Below are 18,110 nucleotides of genomic sequence, written 5' to 3'. Positions count from 1 at the left end.
GTGACAAAGCACCCTAGGGTTTACCTGAGCGGCACCACAACGGCTACGAAGGAGGCACACATGGGCGAACGGCTTGCCGACGCCGGCGACGAACCCCTGAGCGCGCGGCGGCGGCGCACGCAAGGGGCGGTGGACAAGATGCTCGACGTCGTCCCTTGGTACAAGGGCTTGCCGGAACTCGAGCGCGACCTGATCCGCGCGGAATTGCGCGTCGTGACGCTGGCCGCGGGCCAGTTCCTGTTCCGCGCGGGCAGCCGCTCGCCGGGATGGTACGGCGTGGTGCAGGGGCTGGTGAAATGGTCCTCGCCGGGCGCGGACGGCAAGTCCCTGTCTCTGGCCGGCTTCAGCACCGGCAGCTGGTTCGGCGAAGCCACCATGATCCGCCGCGAGCGGTTCGAGTACGAGGTGGTCGCGCTGCGGCCCAGCCAGATCGTGATTCTGCCGCGCGAGACCTGTGAACGTCTCTGGAACAACAACATCGAGTTCACCAAGGCGCTGATGATGCATCTCGCGCAACGCGTGGACTGGCTGATGAGCAGCTTCACGTCCAACGTGCTGCTCGACGTCGACACCACGGTGGCGCGCGCCGTCGCCGCGCAGTTCAATGCGGAGAGGCATTCCGGCACCAACGGACGCCTGAAGGTTTCCCAGGAAGAAATCGCCGGCCTGTGCGGCATTTCGCGGCAACGCTGCAATGCAGCGCTTGCGAGGCTAGCTCGCGCGGGCGTGCTGGAAACCTACTATGGCGGGCTGGCTATCCTTGACGTGGACGAGTTGCACCGGCTTGCCAATATCAAGAAGAGCGCCTAGGAAGCCGGCGCTGACGGTACAAGAAAAGATGCCGGTCAGAACAGAAATTCTGTCTTTTCGCCCATAGGGGACAACTTTATAGTTGCCGCGGAAAAAACAGCAAACCGCATATCCGCACTTGAGGAGTCCCCCATGAAAGCCCCGTCCGCGCCCTCTGTTTCGCTCCTGGAACCCTATGTCGGCACAGAGGACCTGCCCCTGTACACGACCACCGTGTCCGTGACTGGCGGCGTCTCCGGACACGGCAGATCGTCGGGCCGCGCGATCTCCAACGACGGCGAACTGGAACTCGAACTCAGGTTGCCCAAGGAGCTTGGCGGCAACGGCGGCGGCACCAATCCCGAGCAATTATTCGCGGCCGGCTTTGCCGCTTGCTTTCATGGCGCCATGAAGCTGGTCGCCATGAAGAACGGTGTCCCGCTGCCGGCGGATTTCGCCATTCACTGCACCACTACTTTCGCGCGCGAAGCGTTTGACGGCCTGTTCTGCATCAAGGCCAGGCTGGAGATTTCCTTGCCCGGACTGCCGAAGGACCTCGCCTTGGCGCTGGTCCACGAGACGGAATCGATCTGCCCGTATTCGAAGATGGCGGACCAGGGGATCGCGTCGTCGGTGCATCTGACTTGATCATGGCCAGCGCCCGCCCCGCGCACTGATTGCCCGCCTCCGGAGCTGGAACCCCGCCTCAGCCACGAACTTTCTTGAGCAGGGCCTCGGCCTCTTGCCTGCGCCCCCGATCGGCGAGCTCGCGCCCAGGGCGCGCGGGCGCACGCAACGCCTTCTCCAGATATGGGGCCGCCTCCGCATTGCGGTTCCGGTAAACCAGATAATCCGCATAGAAATAGTTGGGATCTATGCCATCCGGATTGATCGCAAGCGCCTGCTGCAACAACGCCTCGGCCTTCTTGTTGTCCCCGAAGCCGACCGGCCAGCCAGGAACCTTGTAGTACAGCACACCGAGGCTGTTGAGCGCGGACCCGCTTAACGCGTTGCTGTCGATCTGGATCGCAGTCTCGTATTCGGCCTTGGCCTGCTTCGCGATGCCAAGCGCGCCCAGCCCGCCCTTGGCCCCAGCCCAGGAACTCAGGATGATGCCTTCCCAGATGTGAGGCTCGGCGCGGTTGTTGTACTTCGCGGTCACGGCATGCGCCTTCTGCGCCAGGGCTTCGAAGCCGGTCTCCCGCTTCGCTTCCGGCATCTGATACTGAATCTCCGCCCACTCCTTCTGCAAGGCGCCGATGGCGTTGTCCATGTCGGCCGGCTCCGCTTGGGCTGCGGGAAGAAAGGAATATGCGCTCATGGCAAGCATGGCCGATGAAGCGTAACGCAGGAAAGCTCTGCGGATCATGATGAGACTCCTGATTGCGGCGGCGGCGGCCTCAAGGCGCGCCGATGCTTGGTGAATGCGCCATCGAGCAGGCGCGGAAAGAGTGCGTTGAGCCGGACCGCCAGGGCTTCGAACAGGCCGGCGTAGCGCTGGGCCGTCTCCGCTTCCAGCATGCGCAGCACGGCACGGGCGACCGCCTCCGGGCTGTCCGTCGGCGATCCGGTCGCCTGGTTGAAGGCGATGACGTCAGCCGCATTGAAGGGTGTATCGATGGCGCGCGGGGCGTAGTACTGGACACGCACGGGAGAGTCCGCGAGTTCGCGTCTCAGGGATTCCGTATAGACACGCAGGGCTGCCTTGGACGCGCCGTACGCCGCAAAGCCGGGAACGCCCAGGCTGCCCAGCACGGAGCCTATGTTCAAGACCTGAGCGCGTGGCTGGCCAAGCAGCACGGGCAGCAGACTGGCGGTCAACAGCATGGGCGCGATGGCGTTTGTATCGAAGATCTGCTGGGTCTGCTCAGGGTTCATCGCGCCCGCCGCGCCAAACCCCGCGACCGCCGCGTTGTTGATGAGCACGTTGGCGCGACGCGCCGCGGCGGCGTCCGCAATCGCCGCCCGTCCTTCCTGCGTGGTGATATCCACCACGAGGGCGTCTACCGCGCTGCGGTCATGCGCGTCCAGGCTCAATGACTTGGCCAGTTCCAGCGTGGGACCGGCGCGCCTTCCGACCAGCAACACGCGCGCTCCTTCGGCGCGCAACATGCGTGCGATGGCGCTGCCCAACCCGCCGGCAGCTCCCGTAAGCACGACCGAGGCCTGATTGATCTTCATGCCGGCACGCTCCCGGCCGCGGCTCGCGGCAATCCGCGGAAGATCGCACCGTACAGGCGGTAGAACATATGCGCCGCATGGATGACGGCCGCCTGATCGTCGGGATGCTCCAGCCGATTCATCAATTCGGCGAAATGTGCGGTGTGCTCCTGATCGAGCGTGCCATGCGAGCGCAGATAGCTGAAGGCCGTTCCGGGCAGGCCCAACGCCTGCTGGATCCGGTCCGCAGCGTTCAGAGCCAGCGCGACGCTCGTTCCCTCCAATACGTGGACCATGCCGAAGAAGCCCACCGGGTTGTTCCGCATGATGGTGTCGTAGGCGTAGGCCACCATGATTTCCGTATCCGGGCCGGGGCCCGCGCGCTTGATCGCCTCGGCGTCCGCGCCCGCCGCGCGCAGGTCGTTCAGTATCCATTCGTCATGGCCGGTTTCCTCCTCGATGTATTCCTCCAGCGCCGCGTCCATCCATGCCAGGCGGCCTGGCATGCGGGTGCGGCACGCGTGCATCAAGGGCACCGTGTGCCGCACATGGTGATAGGCCTCGGCCAGGAAGCGGATGTATGAAGGCAGCGCGACCTCGCCGCGCAGACAGTCCTGGATGATGGGCGCCTGGACCAGCGCTTCCCGGCTGCCCCGCGTTGCGTCCACGAGAGAATCGAAAAATGGCATTTTGGTTTACACCGGAGAAAAGGGCCGGACGCTTTGGAACAGGTCCGGATGCTGTTGAAGAATCGCGCTTCGGCGGGGCCGTCCGTTGGCGGTAGCCATGCCCCCGTCCACCGAGAACTCGGCGCGCGCCTGAAGCCAGCGGCCAATGCGGGCGTAGTCGGGCAGCCGCTGGTTGGCCCGCGCTATGGCCGCGTCGATGGCCGCCGCCGAAGCCATGCCCTGGGGCCAGATCACGGCGCCCAGCTCGGCTTCGCCATCGCCGTACACGACTGCGTGGCGGATCTCGGGCTGATTGCCCAGTTCGATCTCGACCCACTCCGGCGAAACGTTGCGGCCGAAGCCCGTGATGAGAACGTTCTTTTTGCGGCCTTCTACATGCAGGTACCCTGCGGGATCCAGGCGACCAAGATCGCCAGTCGGCCACCAATCGCCGGCCGTCGCCGGAACGCCGAGGTAGCCAAGAAACGGCGTCCCGGCGATCTCGATCTCGCCGTCTTCGGCAATGCGGACTCGCGCATGCGGCAATGGCCGGCCCGCCGAGCCCGGCAAATCCGCGCCCGGCAGGTTCAGCGTCTGCACGGAAGCGGCTTCAGACAGGCCATATCCTTCGTAGGCGGGAAGACCAAGCCTGCGCGCCTGCTCCAGCAATGGCGCACCCACCGCGGCGCCGCCCACAGCCATCAGGCGCAGCTGCGGTGGCGCAGGCGCCCGGGTCGCTGCCAGCCAGGCGGCGTAGGCGCGCAGCATCTGCGGCAGCACGATCACGCTATTGGCCTCGGACGCAGTCAACGCCGCGTGAAATCGCCCGGGATCGAATTGGGAAGATCCCTGCAGCCCGACCTCCGCCAACGGCGATACGTGGATACACGCGCCTTCCAGCAGGGGCGCGTAGACGCCGGCGATGTTCTCCAGCAACACGGGCAAAGGCAAGGCAGTGAGATGGCTGCCGATGCCGATCCCGCGCGTGGCGTCGGCCAGGCCATGCGCGACATCCAGCATCTGGGCGCTGCCCAGACATACGCCCTTGGGCTGCCCGGTGGAGCCAGACGTGAACGTGATCTTGGATGTGCCAGCCGGCAAGGGAATCGCCGGAAAAGGCAGCAGCCTGACCGCCAGGCCGTCGAGCTGGGTGACTTCGGACACATCCATGTCGGAGCTTGCTTGCACATGCCGGCTGGCCGGCGTCAGCAGCAGGCTGGCGCCGGCCGCGCTCATCGCGGCCTGCCGCTGCTCCGGCGTGAAGAACAACGGCAATGGCAAGTGCACGGCGCCCATCGCCAGGCACGCCAGATCGGCAACGATCCAATCCGCGCCGTTGTCCAACAGCGTCGCGACTACCCGCGGGCCATATGCAGAGAGCGCGTCCGCGCAAACCCGCACCCGCTCCGACAGTTCTGCATAGGTCAATGCCACCGATGAACGCAAGGCAGGTTGCAAGCGACGGTCGCCGCGCGTCAACGACGCAAGAAACTCCTGACCGGTCATGATTGAGACTCGCCGAATCGATTCAGAATAAGGCTCAGGCGCCCGGCAAATACCTGAGGATCATGTTCGTAGTAGTTGCCCCAGTCGCGCCGTTCGCCAGGATCCAGCCGCGCGGGCGTGGCGGCGGCCAGGGGCTGATGAGCCAGGCCCATGCGCGAGAACAGGTGGTGCAGTTCGGAGGTCAGGGTGCTGACCGCCCATTCGAAGCCCTGCTGGTGCAGATGCAGTGCCAGATGGGGCACCAGCAGCCGTCCCGCGCCCGGCCGGACGGCGGCGAACTGGCCCGTCTCGACGATGTGGCGACGGGCCACGGACAAGTCGCGCTGACGCAGGTACTGCTCCACCGGCGCCGAAAGATAGCGCTCCAGATACAGGGTTTCAGCCGCGCCGCGAAATCCTGCCGCGGCGAGGATCTGGCCTTCGGCCTGCAGGCTGACCAAGGTCGGCATCCAGTGCTTCAGGCGAGCGCCAAAACGCTGCCGGTAGCGCAGGTAGATATAGGATTCGACACAGCCGCGCTGCGGGTCGTCGTAGGGATGCACGAACAATGCCGGGCGGGGCCGCGCGAGCGGAGCCGTGTAAGGCCAATCGGTCGACTGTGGCGAGGCCTTGCGCTGCGGCGTCATGATTTCTGGTCGGTCCATTTGAAGCGCTTGCTTTAACGATGGCCGCAGCGTACGGGCCGAACCTTAACTCCAAATTAACCGCGCCTCGGTGGTAATCTCATCCAAGCCATTAGTAGGAGTTCTTGAATGCGAATTCTTATCGTCGAAGATGACCCGCTGATAGGCGATGGCCTCAAGAACGGCCTGCGGCTGCTGGGGTACGCGGTGGATTGGTTCGTCAACGGTCAAGAGGGCGACCATGCCCTGCGCGCCGTGCACTACGATGCGGTGGTGCTGGATCTTGGTCTGCCATCCGAAGACGGGGTGACGTTGCTGACACGTTGGCGCCAAGCCGGAATCGACGTCCCCGTGGTCATACTGACAGCGCGCGACGCCGTCGAAAGCCGGATAGGCGGACTCGACGCTGGCGCGGACGACTACCTGATCAAACCCATCACGCTGGATGAACTGGCCGCCCGTCTGCGCGCCGTCACGCGCCGGCTGGCGGGCAAGCCCGAACCCGTATGGCGCCATGGGGACCTGGAGTATCAGCCGGCCTCGCATGAAGCGCGGTGGAAGGGACTGGCGGTGGATCTGACCGTACGCGAAGCACAGCTACTGGAGCTATTCCTGACGCATCCCAGCCGGGTGCTGACGCGCGATTTCATCCGCGACAAGCTCTACGACTGGGACTCCGACCTGGAAAGCAATGCCCTCGAGGTTCATGTGCATCATCTGCGCAAGAAGATCCATCCCAAGCTGATCCGCACACTGAGGGGCGCTGGCTACGCGCTGGGTCAGGTGGAGACCGAGGCATGACGCTGCAGCGCAGGCTGATCATTGCCGTGCTGCTGGCCGCTCCCCTGGCATGGCTGCTGACCATTGCAGGAACCTACTGGCGCGCCGCACACGAAATCAACGAGCTCTACGACACCGACATGCTGCGTCTGGCTGAGCAGACGCTTGCGGTCGCGGCCCTGCTTCCCCCCCGCGCCAGCATTCCCGGCCCGCTTCAAGCACCCCATCCGCCGAACTCTGGAGACGCCAGCGGCAAAGACCTGTCCGTGGCGATATGGCGCGACGCAGGCGCGCCGCTTGTACTGGATGCCGAAGCGCTCCAATTCCCGCGCGACCCGTCCCAGGAGGGCTTTGTCGACAGTACGGTCAACGGCGTGCCATGGCGGATTTATTACCTCGCCAGCGACGACAAGACAACGCGCGTCGCGGTGGGCCAGCGCATCGGTGAGCGCGAAGATCTCATGGTCGCCTACATCGCAAGCCAGATCGCTCCCTGGCTGATCGGACTACCTGTACTCATCGCCATGCTCATTCTTTCCGTGCGCCGCGCTCTGCGGCCCGTGCGCATGCTGTCCCAGGCCTTGGAGAATCGCCGTCCCGATGACGGCACGCCGCTGTCCGAGGCTGCCGCGCCGGCGGAACTCAAAATTCTCGTGCAAGCCATGAATGACTTGCTGGCACGAGTCGCCAGTCTTATCGAACAGGAACGCCGCCTGACCGCGGACGCCGCCCATGAATTGCGCACGCCGCTCGCCGCCTTGCGCGCGCAGTGGGAAGTGGCGCAGCGCGCGCAGGACGCAACGTTGCGAGCGGATGCCCAACGCAGCGTGGGTGCGGGGCTGGACCGCCTGGACCGGCTGGTAGCTCAGTTGTTGACGCTGGCGCGGCTCGACAGCAACGGCCCCTCGGGTTTTGACGACGCCGTCAACTGGAGCCTGGTGGCCGAGCAGGCGGTCGGTGACTGCCTCTGGATCGCAAACCGGCGCGACATCGAGATCGATATCGAATGGCCGGACGGAAAGGAAAACGCGCTTCCGACGGCCGGCAGCAACAATGCGCTGGCCATCATGCTGAAGAATCTGCTGGATAACGCCGTGCGCTATGGCCCGCGGCATACACGCGTGCGTCTGACGCTTGGCGCCCGCGCCATCCTCATCGATGATGCTGGCGCGGGCATCGCGCCCGAGGTCCTGCCACGGCTGGGCGACCGGTTCGTGCGCGCCGCCGGCAATGAAGAATCCGGCAGCGGCCTGGGCGTGTCGATCGCGCGCCGCATCGCACACAATCATGGTCTGATGGTGCGCTATGACATGCGCGGCGCGGCTGCCGACTTTCCCGCCGGCCTGCGTGTTTCGATCCTGCGCCGTGAGAGCACCCAATCGACTTGAGGCGCATGAGCCCCGCCTCAAGCGCCGGGGCGCCATTTCACGTGCACGGCGGCCGCCAACAGGGCACAGCAGCCCAACAATAGGTCCAGCCTTTGCCCCAGCCCCGCAAGAACCAACGAGGCCCCCAGCAGGTTGTAGTAGATCAGGCTCAAGATCGCGCCAGCCGTCCCCGCGGCGCAGGCATAGGCGCGCAAGGCATGGGCCAGGATGTTGGGTATCGCGATCGCGTAGGCCGCTGCAATCACGGCCATGCCGATGAGAAACGCCGGACTCCCGATAAACGCGGCAACCAGCGCCGCGCCTGGCGCCATCAGACCAATACCCAGCAGGACGAGGCGTTCGGACGCATACCCCCGCCGCAGCAGCGCCGTGTTCAGGAACGCGCCGCACAGCGACGCCGCGGCCAGCGCCAACCCGCTTTCGCCGAACCCCAACCACGCATCCTGCAAGCGGGCGAAAAGGAATGGACCCAGCTGGTAATAGCCGAAAATCGCCAGGTTGAAAATGGCGATCAGCGCCGCGCTGCGCCAGATCGCCCGGTCTTGCAGCATGGCGCGCAGCGTCGGCCAGAAGGGCGCCGCCGCATGGGACTGCGGCCGGGTTTCCGGCCACAGCAATGCGCTGGCCCCGAGCAGCGCGACGGCGAGCAGGACCAGCGCGAGAAAGACGCCCTGGAGCCCGCCGGCCGCCGCGATCTCCTGCCCGGCATACATGCCGACCGCAGGGCTCGCGGCCAACGCCATTCCCAGAATGGAGAAGACCCGGGCCAGCGTCGGACCCTGATAGCTATCCCGCAGCGCCGTCTGCGTTACGATTGAGCCCGCGGCCGCGCCGAAGGCGCAGATCAATCTGGCAGCGAGCAACTGCGTGAAATCGCCCGCTGCCATGACCCAGCCCGCGCCCAGTGCATATAGCGCCAGCCCTGCCAGCAGCGCCGGCCGGCGGCCCCGGGAATCACATAGACGACCCCAGACCACCACGCCGAAGGCAAAGGCCACGAACCAGAGCGAGAGCGTCTGCGCAGCTTCCTCTGGCGTGGCCCGATAGGCTGTTGCGATCAACGGCAAGGCGGGGCTGTACATCGTCTCGACGATCTGCGGAAAACTCAGCAGCGGAATGACGAGCAGAAGAGGCGGACGGCGGGACATGGCGGTATCGGTAAACGGAGAGTCCGTTTTTTAGCCGGCCGTCGCCTTCGCCGTTGTAGCCAGGAAGACAAAAAACATCGGAACTCGGACAAATGGCCAGGCTCGCACCCACCGACGCGTTCAACCCCGACACCATGGCCCAGCCGGTGACGGGCATCGCATCGCGCCTGATACGGCACGATTCCGGCCTGCATAGCCATGGCCGGGGCCAATTGCTCTTTGCTCACGCGGGTTCCATCCGCCTCGCAATGCCGGGGTTGATCGCGGTACTGCCTCCGATCCGCGCGGCATGGATACCGCCTGGAACCGAGCACCGCGTCATGATCCGCGGCGAAGTCGAGTACCGCTCGATCTATCTGGACACCGCGCGTATCGCGGCGCCCGCGGCCGCCGCGGCCATACTTTCGATGACCCCGCTATTGCGCGAGGTGTTCGAGCGCATCAGCCTGGAACCCTTTGACGCCGACTGGTCCCAGGGCGCGCCGTGCAACCTGCTGGCCGTGTGCATGGACGAATTGCGCGCGGCAAGACAGGAGCCCATGCTGCTGCCCGTGCCCACGGATCGCCGCCTGGCCGGCCTGAACCTGGAGGAACTGCCGCCCGAACTGGATGCGCTATCGCAACGTGTCGGCGCGAGCGCGCGCACCATCACCCGGATCTTCCAACGCGAAACCGGCATGAGCTATCAGGCCTGGCGGCAGCTCTGGCGCCTGCTGCGCGCCGTGGATCTGCTGGCTGCGGGCCAGAGCGTGACCGCGGTGGCGTTCGATCTGGGCTTTGCCAGCGACAGCGCGTTTATCGCGTACTTCCGGCAGATGACGGGGGAGACGCCGGGGCGGTATGTACTCAACGAGCGATGAATTGCAGTCGCCGCTACGCACGCGCCAAAGCTACGTGGCGAGCCTGTCCGCCGCCGCCTGCAAGCCGCCCAGTATGCCGTCCGCTACCGCCTGCGGAAATCCCGGCGGCAATCTGGCGCGGACCATGCGCACAGCCTCTGGCGTGCGCGCGATCAGATCGTCCACGACGAACTGGACTCCCTGGCCGTCCGGCGTCACGACGCCATGTCGCGCGCCCGCCGTCAGCCAGTGGCGGCGCTGGATGTCGCGCATGCGCCAGTGTGGGTTCTTCGAGCGCACGGCCATCGCCATCTTCGCGCGGACAGGCGACAGTTTGCCTGGCCCTTCGCCCAGGATCGGATAAGCGGACAGCACGTCGTATAGCGGGGTAAGTTCATATGCCCCGCCAGGCCGCAAGAACAGGCTGAAGTTCTTCGCGTGGCCGTCCGTTGCGCATAGCATCCAGAACAGGACCTGAGCCTGGAAAAATGTCCGCCGGTCATGCTCTGCATGGCGCGAGGTTTCGAGCAGACTCATAATGCGCTCGATGCCGGGTCCGCCATCCGCCTCGTACTTCAGGTGCGGCGGGGTGCCGGTGGCCTGACACATGTCTTCCTGCGGCAGGCGGATGAGACCACGGGCTCCGTCTCCGCCGTCCTGCCAGCGGCGGTCGAAACGTTCAACGGCGAGCACCTTCATGTCTTCGAAGCTCAGTACTTCCGTGCGCGCCACGGGCATGCCGTAGGCAGCCAGGATCTCCGAGCACAGCCATTCGTTTTCCACCGATTCGCTCAGATCGAACTTCATATTGCCGACCAGCCCCAATGGCAACTTGAGGATGTGAGTCGTCGGCGTGGCGCCTTGGGGCAAACACCATTGTCCGTCCATCCGCAGCAAGGCGGTCTTCTCTTGCGCACCTGCGATGGAAATGCGGAAATCATCCTCGGCGATGGCCTGGCCGCCGAGAAGCGCCGGCGCCGGCACGCTGCGCAACAGCTGCGCCACCTGGGCATCGTTCAAGGGCGAGGCTTGCACCGACGTCACGTCTGCAGGCGCTGTTCCCGCAGGCAGGATCTGCAAGGCGCCGGCGCAATCACGGCCGATCTCGGCAAGCAGGGCGAACGCGTCGGTCGATCCCGCCCGGAACCGGCGCGCAACCCGTTCGCGGATTTCCTTGCTGTCGGGCAGCAGGTTTTCGAAGTATGCGCGGACCACGTCGCCACGATGCGGGCCATTGCCCGGCGTGAAGGGCAGGGACAGCGACAATGGCCTGCCCGGCGCGGAGGCGACCCAGTCCTTGTCGTACTGCAGGACCTCGCCGGCGTGGGGTCGATTGCTCCACTCTCCGACATAGGTGCCATTCATCCATAGGCCCAGGATCTGCGCATGTGAACGTCGCCCCATGGCTTTACCAGCTGGGTTCGGATGTTGTTTCGGGTCCCGGCTGCGCCCCTTGCTGGCGCAGGACCATTTCGACCCCCAGGATGCTCAACAGCTGCAGCAGCCGGTCTGCGCTGACCTTGTCGGCATTGCGTTCCAGGGCGGACAAAGTCTGTTGTGTGACCCCAAGGCGCAAGGCCGTGGCCGCCTGAGTCAAGCCGGCCTCTTTGCGAAACCCCTGGAGCAAGGCCGGTAATTGTGTCGCGGTGCGTACGGTGAAATCCATAATACAAACCTCAAGCTGTATTTCAGATATACAAAGTCTAGGCTGTTAATCTGAAATACACAATGTGGTTTGTGGCTTTTCACAGCCTATGATTTGTATTCTCTAAAAACAAATCATAGGCTGTATTTCGCGAACAGCACCTAGCTTCAATCCGCATGGTCCGGCTCCGCTTCTGCGAACCGCGAGACTACTGGCCTGGAGATCCCCCGCAATCCGACCCGGTCCTGGACACCGGCAACGGCGTGTCCCCGCCCGTATTCCCCGCGAACTTGCGGATCTTCTCCGCCAGCTCCGCCGTGGGCTTTTCATAGCCATAGCAATACGGCGGCGTCGGCGCAGCCTCGGGCCGGTAGTCCTGCAACACCGGCTTCGCGTCGCCCAGATACAGATTGTCCTTCAGCCGCAGGAAGGCCTTGTAATCGCGCGTATAACCGTGTTCGTCCTTCCGCGTCTCATAGGCGCCGCGGTCGGATTCGCCATTCTCCAGCGCGCTGCGCTTGGCGGCGACCGGAATGTAGTGGCAATAGTTCACGTTGATGCCTTCCACCGTGGGGAAGAACTCCGGCTCCACGCATTTGCGCTGCGCGGAGTTCTTGAAGATATTGCCTTCGACCAGGGCCTTGGCCTCCAGGCTGAAACTCATGCCATAGAAATCCCAATCTTCCAGCAGATTGTTGAACAGGTGGAAGGTGCCGAACTGCCCGCGCGGATTGCGCTGCACGGTGTTGAGGAAGTAGTTGTGGTGCAGCGTCACGCGCGCTATCGAGTCGCGGTCGTAGTTGGCGTAAAGGTTCTTCGACGTAATGTTGTTGAGCAACATGACCTTGTTCGAATTGTGGAACTTGGTCCATGAGATCGTGACGTCGGTCGACCCGTTCTTCACGTTCAGCAGCCGGTCTGACATCCGCGACAGATCCATGTGATCGACCCACACATCACGGCTGTTGTTGGCCACGTTCACGGCCTGCGTAAGCCGCGACAGGCGTCCGTCTATCGTCAGGTGCGTGAGGATGACGTTCTTGCTGCCATACACGCCCAAGCCATCGTCGATCAGGGTGACGCGCCTGCCGCGCCCGTCTATCGTCGTGTTGGACGGCACGCGCAGCTGCGTATCCAGGACGATGGTCATGTCGGAGGCGAAGCGTATCCAGGTAGGTCCTTTCTTTGCCTGCGCCAACGCGGCGCGCAGCGTTCCGGGACCCGAATCCTGATCGGACGTGACGTCGATGAACTTGCCGCCCAGGCCGCCCGTGGCCCGGGCGCCGTAGCCCTCGCGCTGCTGCAGCAGCGCCGCGACGGACGGACAATGCTCGTCCGGGCTTTTGCACGTTTCAGCGGCGGTGGCCGTCCCGCCGTACGACATGGCCAGGGCAAGCAGCCAGCCCGCGGTTTTGATTGCAGCCTTCATCGGCACTCGCTCCTATTGCTGCGCGGACTTGTCCGCGGCCGTGACGTGGCGCCAGATGCCGCCGCTCAGGCGCAGGTTTTCCGGAGGACCGGCCAGATGCTCCCTGAGCCGTTCGAAATAGGCCTGCTGCCAGCGCAGGGAATACGCCTCGGCGTCCTCGCCAGGCTTGGCCGCGGGCAGCATCTCCAGCGTGTAGGCGACGCGGCCGTTCTCCCAGCGCGGCGCGTAGAACACCGAGGGCACGCCCATGCGATGCGCCAGGTGGGACGCGAAGCCGGAGTAAGTCACGTCCTGCCCTTCGAAGGTGGTGCGAGGCGCCGCCGGATTGGCCGCGCCGTCTATCGCCAGGCAGAGCACGTAGCCCGACGTCAACGCGCGCATGCAGGCCTTGGCGACCTGCGCCTCGGTCTGGTCGGCGGTGGAGATCAGCGCCGCGGAGTAGCTGCTCTGCGCGATGCTGGGCGCGGTCGCCAGCCAGCGCGACGGGATGCCCACCAGTTCCAGCGCCATCAGCCCGGCATACATGGGGCCGACGTGCGCGGTGGCGACCACCACGCCCTTGCCGCCCGCCAGCAGCGGCGCGAAGAAGCGCTCGCCGGTATCCAGCTCTCCCAACACCTGCATGGCCTCTTCGACGCTTTCCTCGCGGCATTCGAGCCAGTCGAACAGCAGGTGGTCCACCAGATGGCCCCAGCGCGCACGGCGCTCCCATTGCGCGCGATCGATACTGGTGTCGCCGCGCATCGACCAGGCCCAGTCCAGGCGCGCCTGCGGGATCGGTGCGGTGTGCAGCCGTTCCTCCAGCTGCGTCATGGCCTCCTGGAAGGTCGCCGGCAGCCGCTGGCCGCGTTGCGCCACGTACTGCCCGAAGAGCGTCTCGGCCTCCTGCTTGCGGCCCGCCTGCGACAGCGCGCTGATGGCCGCACGCTGCCAGAGCTGCTTTTCGGGCGACTTCTCCAGCAAATGCATCATCTGGTCGGCCGCCGCGTCGTACTGCAGCGTGTAGCGCAGCGCGCGCGCATAGAAGGCCCGCGTCTGCTCCAGATCCGGCGCCAGGTCGATGGCCTGCTTCAACGGCGTCAGGGCTTCCTTGTAGCGCCCGGCGCGCAGCAGGGTCTCGCCATGCAGCGTCAACAGCCTGACATCCGCAGGCGCCGCGCTCAGACCGGCCTCGAAGTGCGCCAGCGCATGTACCTTGCGGTCGTCTTCGGTGCCGCGCCGCAGATGCGCCAGACCCAGGGACGAACGCAGGACCGCGCAGTCGTGGCCCGCGCCCAGGGCCGCGTCGCCGAAGGCGATGGCGGCCGCCACCCTGCCGTCATCCAGCAGGGCGCGCACGGCCATCGTCGCCACGCGCTCGTTGGGCAGCTCTCGCGGGTCCAAGGCGGCGGCCATGCCTGCCGCCTCGGCCGCATCGCCATTGCGCACGAAGGCCATCAGCCAGGGGTAGGCTTCGCCAGGCTCGTTTTCCGCCAGGTTCCTGGTCGCGCGCGCGACCTCGGCAGCCTCGGCCACGCGGCCGGCCTGCACGCGCAACTGGATGCGCGCCGCATGCAGCGCCGCCGCGCCGGGCTCGATGCCTGCGGCGGCGTCCGCCTCGGCGATGGCGCGGTCCCATTGCTCCGTGCGCCCGAACAGGCTGGCGAGCAGGCGGCGCTCGTCGGCGCGCGCAGGATAGACCGCCACCATGATCTCCAGCGCGGCGATCGCGGCAACCAGTTTGCCTTCCCGCACCAAGGGCGAAACCAGCAGGCGGCGGGCATCGCGCCAGCCCTGCGCAGCCTCGCGCAGCGCCGGTTTCAGCATGGACATGTCGTTCAGCGGCTCGGGCGAGGCATGAATCTGCCTGATCACGTCACGCAAGCGTGCCGCAGCCTCAGTACCAGCGGGACGATCCGCAATTGCCGTATCAACCATGACGCAATCCTCTCAACAACGCCCACGCCACGCGAGCGATGAACATCAGCACAAAACCCAGCGCCAGCGCCTGCAGCAGCAGGATCCCCGTGCGCGGACTGCTCGGGCGGTCCGTGGGCACCGGCTGCGCAATGATGGACAGGTAACGCTGCAGTCGCAGCGTATCCGTCATGGCCTGCTGGTAGGTCTGCTGCGCCAGGGTCAGGTTCGAGTCCGCGAAAGCCTGGGCGTTGCGCAGCGCCTCGTAGGACTTGAGCTGTTTCGCTTCCGTGTTGCCCGCGCCGCTCAGGCGCTGACGAACGGCCGCGATCCGCTTCTTCAGGGAAGTCACCTGCATCTCGGCGGGCCGCAGCATGAAATGGTCCTTGTTGCCCAACGCGCGGATCTTGTCGAGATTGATCTGCGCAGTGTTGAGCTCGCCTTCGAGCTGGCTGGAGAGGTTCAGCAGCATCGTCACCGTGGCCGTGGGATCGATGTTGCCGTGCGTGGTTCGCCATGCGGTCAGCGTTTCCCGGGCGGCCAGGGCCTTCTGCTCCGCGAGCTTGACCGCTTCCTCGCTCACTTTCAGCTTGTCGGCGACGCCTTTCTCGTTCATCGAGCTGACGAAGCTCTCGGCCAGCTCGATCAGCGCCCTGGACAGCAGCGCGGCGTCCTCCGAGGAAAATGCGCTCACGCGCAGCACGTCGATCTGCTCCAGCGCATTGAACGAAACCTTGACGGAAGCCCGGTAGGCGCGGAAGAGATCGTCCTCGCTGGAGTCTTCGGCCAGGTGATTCACCGGATCCAGGCCCGCACGGATCAGGTACTGGCGCAGGCCGACCTTCTTGTCCAGCTGCTGCATGGCGTCGCGCGACTTGAGGAAGTCGGCGACCGCCCAACCATCCACGAAGCCGCCCAGCATGCCGCCCGCGTTGCCCGTGGTCAGCAGGCTGGCCGCGGCCCCTCCGCCGCCTTGCTGGCCCGAGGCCGACTGCACGAAGAAGCGCGACTCCGCCTCGTAGCGCGGCGTGGCGAAGAGCAGCAGGTAGACCAGGGCGCACGCGACCGGCGCCAGCACGATGAGCGTGTTGATCCAGCGGTGGCGGCGCCGCTCGCGCAGCGCCGATTGCCGCTCGCCGCGGCGGCGTTCGATTTCGGACCTACCTTCAGAGGCCGATTCCGCCCTCATCGAAGCCGCCTCCGAGGACGTCGTCGCCTGTGCCGGATTCGCTCCTTGATCGTCGCGGGGGAAACCTGCGGATGCACTGGTCGAGGTCGTCTTCGATGCTGAGTGCGCTTCGTTCATAAATCAAACCCTTGAAGCAATAGTCCGCCAACTGATTCTGGCGGTAACTGGAAAGAATGAGTGTCCGGCCGACCAGGCGCTCTTCGAACAGAGCCAGCCACAGGCGGGTGAAACGGCAAGGCTCGAAAGGGATGGCCCCTTCGATCACGTAGACATCGAACGCCGGCGCCAGCGCCAGCGCGAAGGAAAACTCCTGCCGCGCGTAGAGCGGCCAATGCTCCATGGGCTTGGCCAGGGTTCTGGGATCGCTGACCAGGTCGGCGACCAGTTCGTGCGTGGCATCCGCGTCGATCTCGTACATCTCGCTGACGAAGTCGATCATGCTCAGGCCGTTGGCCTTGCCGCGGATGAAGCCCTGGCGGCCTATCGCCCAGGACACGCTGCCATCGTGCTTGACGAAACCCTGGCGCGGCGGCCGCAAGCCGCACAGCACATCGACGATCTGGCGATGCAGTTCCGGCGCGGGCGACAGCAGCGCATAGCGCCCGACCGGAATGTCGAGATCCACGTTGGAAAGCAGCGCCTGCCTGCTGCCGAATGCATAGGGCTCGTCAGTGACGCCATTGAGATGGATCATCTTCTTCCCTCACATCGGCTGGACATTGGGACGGGCCAGACGCTCCGCCGCCAACGCAAGCACCATCATGAAAACCAAAGAGGTCAGGAAGTACCCGAGACTCGCATCATGCGAGGTGTAGGCCTCGAAGTACGCGGAACGCAGCAGCTGCATGCCATGCGCCAATGGCAGCCACAGCATCCACGGCCGCAGGTTCTCCGGCAACTGCTCCGACACGAAGAACACCGCCGCGAAGATCTGCAGAAAGCGTTCAATGATCGGCGCGAGCCTGAGAAAGAAATGCCAGTAGGTCGCGATCGATCCGAACAGCACGCCCAACGCGGCCCCGAAGCATCCCATCAGCACGACAAAAAGCAGGAAACCGGACCAGCTTTTCGGCAAGGTCACGAGTTCCAGCGCATGACCGGCGCTGATCAGCACCAGGAACACCACCAGATACACCGACACATAGATGAACGCCTGCACCAGCGCGCACATCAAGGGCGTGACGCCCTGGAAGTTCAGCAGACCGCGGGCTGACACGTAGGCCGTGCTGCTCCTGAAAGCGATCTGCCGGAACATGATCCAGGTCGTCGCGCCCAACAGCGAGAACGTCTGCACGTCCATGCCCATGATGTAGTGCGTGCCCATCAGGATGTACAGCGACGAAATCAGCGTCAGCAGCACGACCGGGCCCACCAGCGCCCATACCAGGGCGATCCGGCTCTCGCCATGCATCACGCGCAGCTGGTAGATGAACATCGCCAGCAGCGTGCGCCCGACCGGCCGGACCTTCACGGAATGGCTCGGATCGTGCCCCTCATGCAGGCCTTGCAAGCGGGCTCGCAATATCGCGAGATCGCCCGCCTCGTCCTGCGGCACTTCGACCTCCAGCGCAATGTCATTGCGCGAGGCGTGGCGGCGCGCTTCGCGCGCCTCGTCCTGCTTCCGGCGCTCCACGCGCCGCGCGTGCGCCGCGGCCAGGCGCTCGTCTTCGGCCACCAGTTTGGCTGGCATGTAGCCGGGCGCGAACACCTCGACGCCGTCGCGGATATCCATTTCCAGCAGGCGCACGATGACGCGCAGGCGCCGGCGCGAAAAATCCGCCAGCGTCTCGTCGACGTCGCTGCGCGCGATCTCCGCGTCCAGTTCCGCCTGCACCGCCTCGTACACCGCCCGCCGGGCAGCCACGGAATCGTGCGGCTCGCCCTGCAGGCGCGCGACCAGAGGCTTGAGCAGGACGGCCGGCGTGGCCCTTGCTTCAAACAATGCCGCCGGATCCAGGCGCCAGGCCGCGACGCCGGATCCTACTGCGTAGCTACTTTCCTTACGGCGCGAACGCCAGCCCTTGATCCTGTCCTCGTTACTCATCGACAC

At 65.3% G+C, this 18,110-nt stretch carries 18 protein-coding genes; 5 read left to right on the top strand and 13 right to left on the bottom strand.

Annotated features, from left to right (window positions below; genetic code table 11):
• Positions 1 to 60 precede the first annotated feature (60 nt).
• Complete coding sequence (locus tag IAG39_RS01190) at positions 61 to 810, top strand: Crp/Fnr family transcriptional regulator (protein ID WP_223283354.1); 750 nt, start codon at positions 61 to 63, stop codon at positions 808 to 810.
• Between the two features lie 132 nt (positions 811 to 942).
• Entirely contained in the window at positions 943 to 1,437 is a 495-nt protein-coding gene (locus IAG39_RS01185) for an Ohr family peroxiredoxin (RefSeq protein WP_059376950.1), read from the top strand.
• A 58-nt stretch (positions 1,438 to 1,495) separates the two neighbouring features.
• Here the strand turns inward: IAG39_RS01185 and IAG39_RS01180 are convergent, their stop codons facing one another.
• From IAG39_RS01180 to IAG39_RS01160, 5 genes are read right to left on the bottom strand one after another with little or no spacing between them, the layout of a single operon-like run.
• Positions 1,496 to 2,158: a hypothetical protein gene (locus tag IAG39_RS01180; RefSeq protein WP_059376948.1), complete on the bottom strand. Its 663-nt coding sequence runs from the start codon at positions 2,156 to 2,158 to the stop codon at positions 1,496 to 1,498.
• On the bottom strand, positions 2,155 to 2,970 hold the full coding sequence (locus IAG39_RS01175) for an SDR family oxidoreductase (RefSeq protein WP_118932285.1): 816 nt from the start codon (positions 2,968 to 2,970) through the stop codon (positions 2,155 to 2,157). The genes IAG39_RS01180 and IAG39_RS01175 overlap by 4 nt, the downstream gene beginning before the upstream one ends.
• Positions 2,967 to 3,638, bottom strand: coding sequence for a TenA family transcriptional regulator (locus IAG39_RS01170; protein ID WP_118932284.1), 672 nt, complete (start codon positions 3,636 to 3,638; stop codon positions 2,967 to 2,969). Before IAG39_RS01170 ends, IAG39_RS01175 begins: the two co-directional genes overlap by 4 nt.
• 6 nt (positions 3,639 to 3,644) lie before the next feature.
• On the bottom strand, positions 3,645 to 5,123 hold the full coding sequence (locus IAG39_RS01165) for an AMP-binding protein (protein WP_118932283.1): 1,479 nt from the start codon (positions 5,121 to 5,123) through the stop codon (positions 3,645 to 3,647).
• Positions 5,120 to 5,767 (bottom strand): thermostable hemolysin, encoded by a 648-nt coding sequence (locus tag IAG39_RS01160; protein ID WP_223283353.1) that lies wholly within the window; start codon positions 5,765 to 5,767, stop codon positions 5,120 to 5,122. The genes IAG39_RS01165 and IAG39_RS01160 overlap by 4 nt, the downstream gene beginning before the upstream one ends.
• 108 nt (positions 5,768 to 5,875) lie before the next feature.
• On the opposite strand from IAG39_RS01160, the gene IAG39_RS01155 reads away from it, so the two are divergent.
• The gene (locus IAG39_RS01155) at positions 5,876 to 6,547 is read left to right on the top strand and encodes a response regulator (RefSeq protein WP_118932282.1); all 672 of its coding nucleotides are present in this window, start codon (positions 5,876 to 5,878) and stop codon (positions 6,545 to 6,547) included.
• Positions 6,544 to 7,914, top strand: coding sequence for an ATP-binding protein (locus IAG39_RS01150; protein ID WP_118932281.1), 1,371 nt, complete (start codon positions 6,544 to 6,546; stop codon positions 7,912 to 7,914). Before IAG39_RS01155 ends, IAG39_RS01150 begins: the two co-directional genes overlap by 4 nt.
• Before the next feature lie 17 nt (positions 7,915 to 7,931).
• Here the strand turns inward: IAG39_RS01150 and IAG39_RS01145 are convergent, their stop codons facing one another.
• Positions 7,932 to 9,062 (bottom strand): MFS transporter, encoded by a 1,131-nt coding sequence (locus IAG39_RS01145; RefSeq protein WP_118932280.1) that lies wholly within the window; start codon positions 9,060 to 9,062, stop codon positions 7,932 to 7,934.
• 92 nt (positions 9,063 to 9,154) lie between these two features.
• Between IAG39_RS01145 and IAG39_RS01140 the strand changes: the two genes are divergently transcribed.
• The gene (locus IAG39_RS01140) at positions 9,155 to 9,922 is read left to right on the top strand and encodes an AraC family transcriptional regulator (RefSeq protein WP_059376929.1); all 768 of its coding nucleotides are present in this window, start codon (positions 9,155 to 9,157) and stop codon (positions 9,920 to 9,922) included.
• Positions 9,923 to 9,952: 30 nt separating this feature from the next.
• Here the strand turns inward: IAG39_RS01140 and IAG39_RS01135 are convergent, their stop codons facing one another.
• From IAG39_RS01135 to IAG39_RS01105, 7 genes are all read right to left on the bottom strand, one after another.
• Positions 9,953 to 11,305, bottom strand: coding sequence for a type II toxin-antitoxin system HipA family toxin (locus tag IAG39_RS01135; protein ID WP_118932279.1), 1,353 nt, complete (start codon positions 11,303 to 11,305; stop codon positions 9,953 to 9,955).
• Positions 11,306 to 11,309: 4 nt separating this feature from the next.
• The gene (locus IAG39_RS01130) at positions 11,310 to 11,570 is read right to left on the bottom strand and encodes a helix-turn-helix domain-containing protein (RefSeq protein ID WP_054455917.1); all 261 of its coding nucleotides are present in this window, start codon (positions 11,568 to 11,570) and stop codon (positions 11,310 to 11,312) included.
• Positions 11,571 to 11,754: 184 nt separating this feature from the next.
• Positions 11,755 to 12,975, bottom strand: a complete 1,221-nt coding sequence (locus IAG39_RS01125; RefSeq protein ID WP_118932278.1) for a polysaccharide lyase family 1 protein — start codon at positions 12,973 to 12,975, stop codon at positions 11,755 to 11,757.
• A 12-nt stretch (positions 12,976 to 12,987) separates the two neighbouring features.
• Positions 12,988 to 14,892 (bottom strand): Vi polysaccharide transport protein VexE, encoded by a 1,905-nt coding sequence (locus tag IAG39_RS01120; RefSeq protein ID WP_118932277.1) that lies wholly within the window; start codon positions 14,890 to 14,892, stop codon positions 12,988 to 12,990.
• Positions 14,885 to 16,060, bottom strand: coding sequence for a sugar ABC transporter (locus tag IAG39_RS01115; RefSeq protein ID WP_118932276.1), 1,176 nt, complete (start codon positions 16,058 to 16,060; stop codon positions 14,885 to 14,887). The genes IAG39_RS01120 and IAG39_RS01115 overlap by 8 nt, the downstream gene beginning before the upstream one ends.
• Positions 16,038 to 16,754 (bottom strand): ATPase, encoded by a 717-nt coding sequence (locus IAG39_RS01110; RefSeq protein WP_118932275.1) that lies wholly within the window; start codon positions 16,752 to 16,754, stop codon positions 16,038 to 16,040. The genes IAG39_RS01115 and IAG39_RS01110 overlap by 23 nt, the downstream gene beginning before the upstream one ends.
• A 9-nt stretch (positions 16,755 to 16,763) precedes the next feature.
• Positions 16,764 to 18,104 (bottom strand): ABC transporter permease, encoded by a 1,341-nt coding sequence (locus IAG39_RS01105; protein WP_118932274.1) that lies wholly within the window; start codon positions 18,102 to 18,104, stop codon positions 16,764 to 16,766.
• Positions 18,105 to 18,110: the final 6 nt, after the last annotated feature.

This window comes from Achromobacter xylosoxidans, from assembly GCF_014490035.1.
Lineage (GTDB): Bacteria > Pseudomonadota > Gammaproteobacteria > Burkholderiales > Burkholderiaceae_B > Achromobacter > Achromobacter bronchisepticus_A.
The sequence above is the reverse complement of the archived record's forward strand: the minus strand, read 5'-3'. Positions and strand labels throughout refer to the sequence as shown.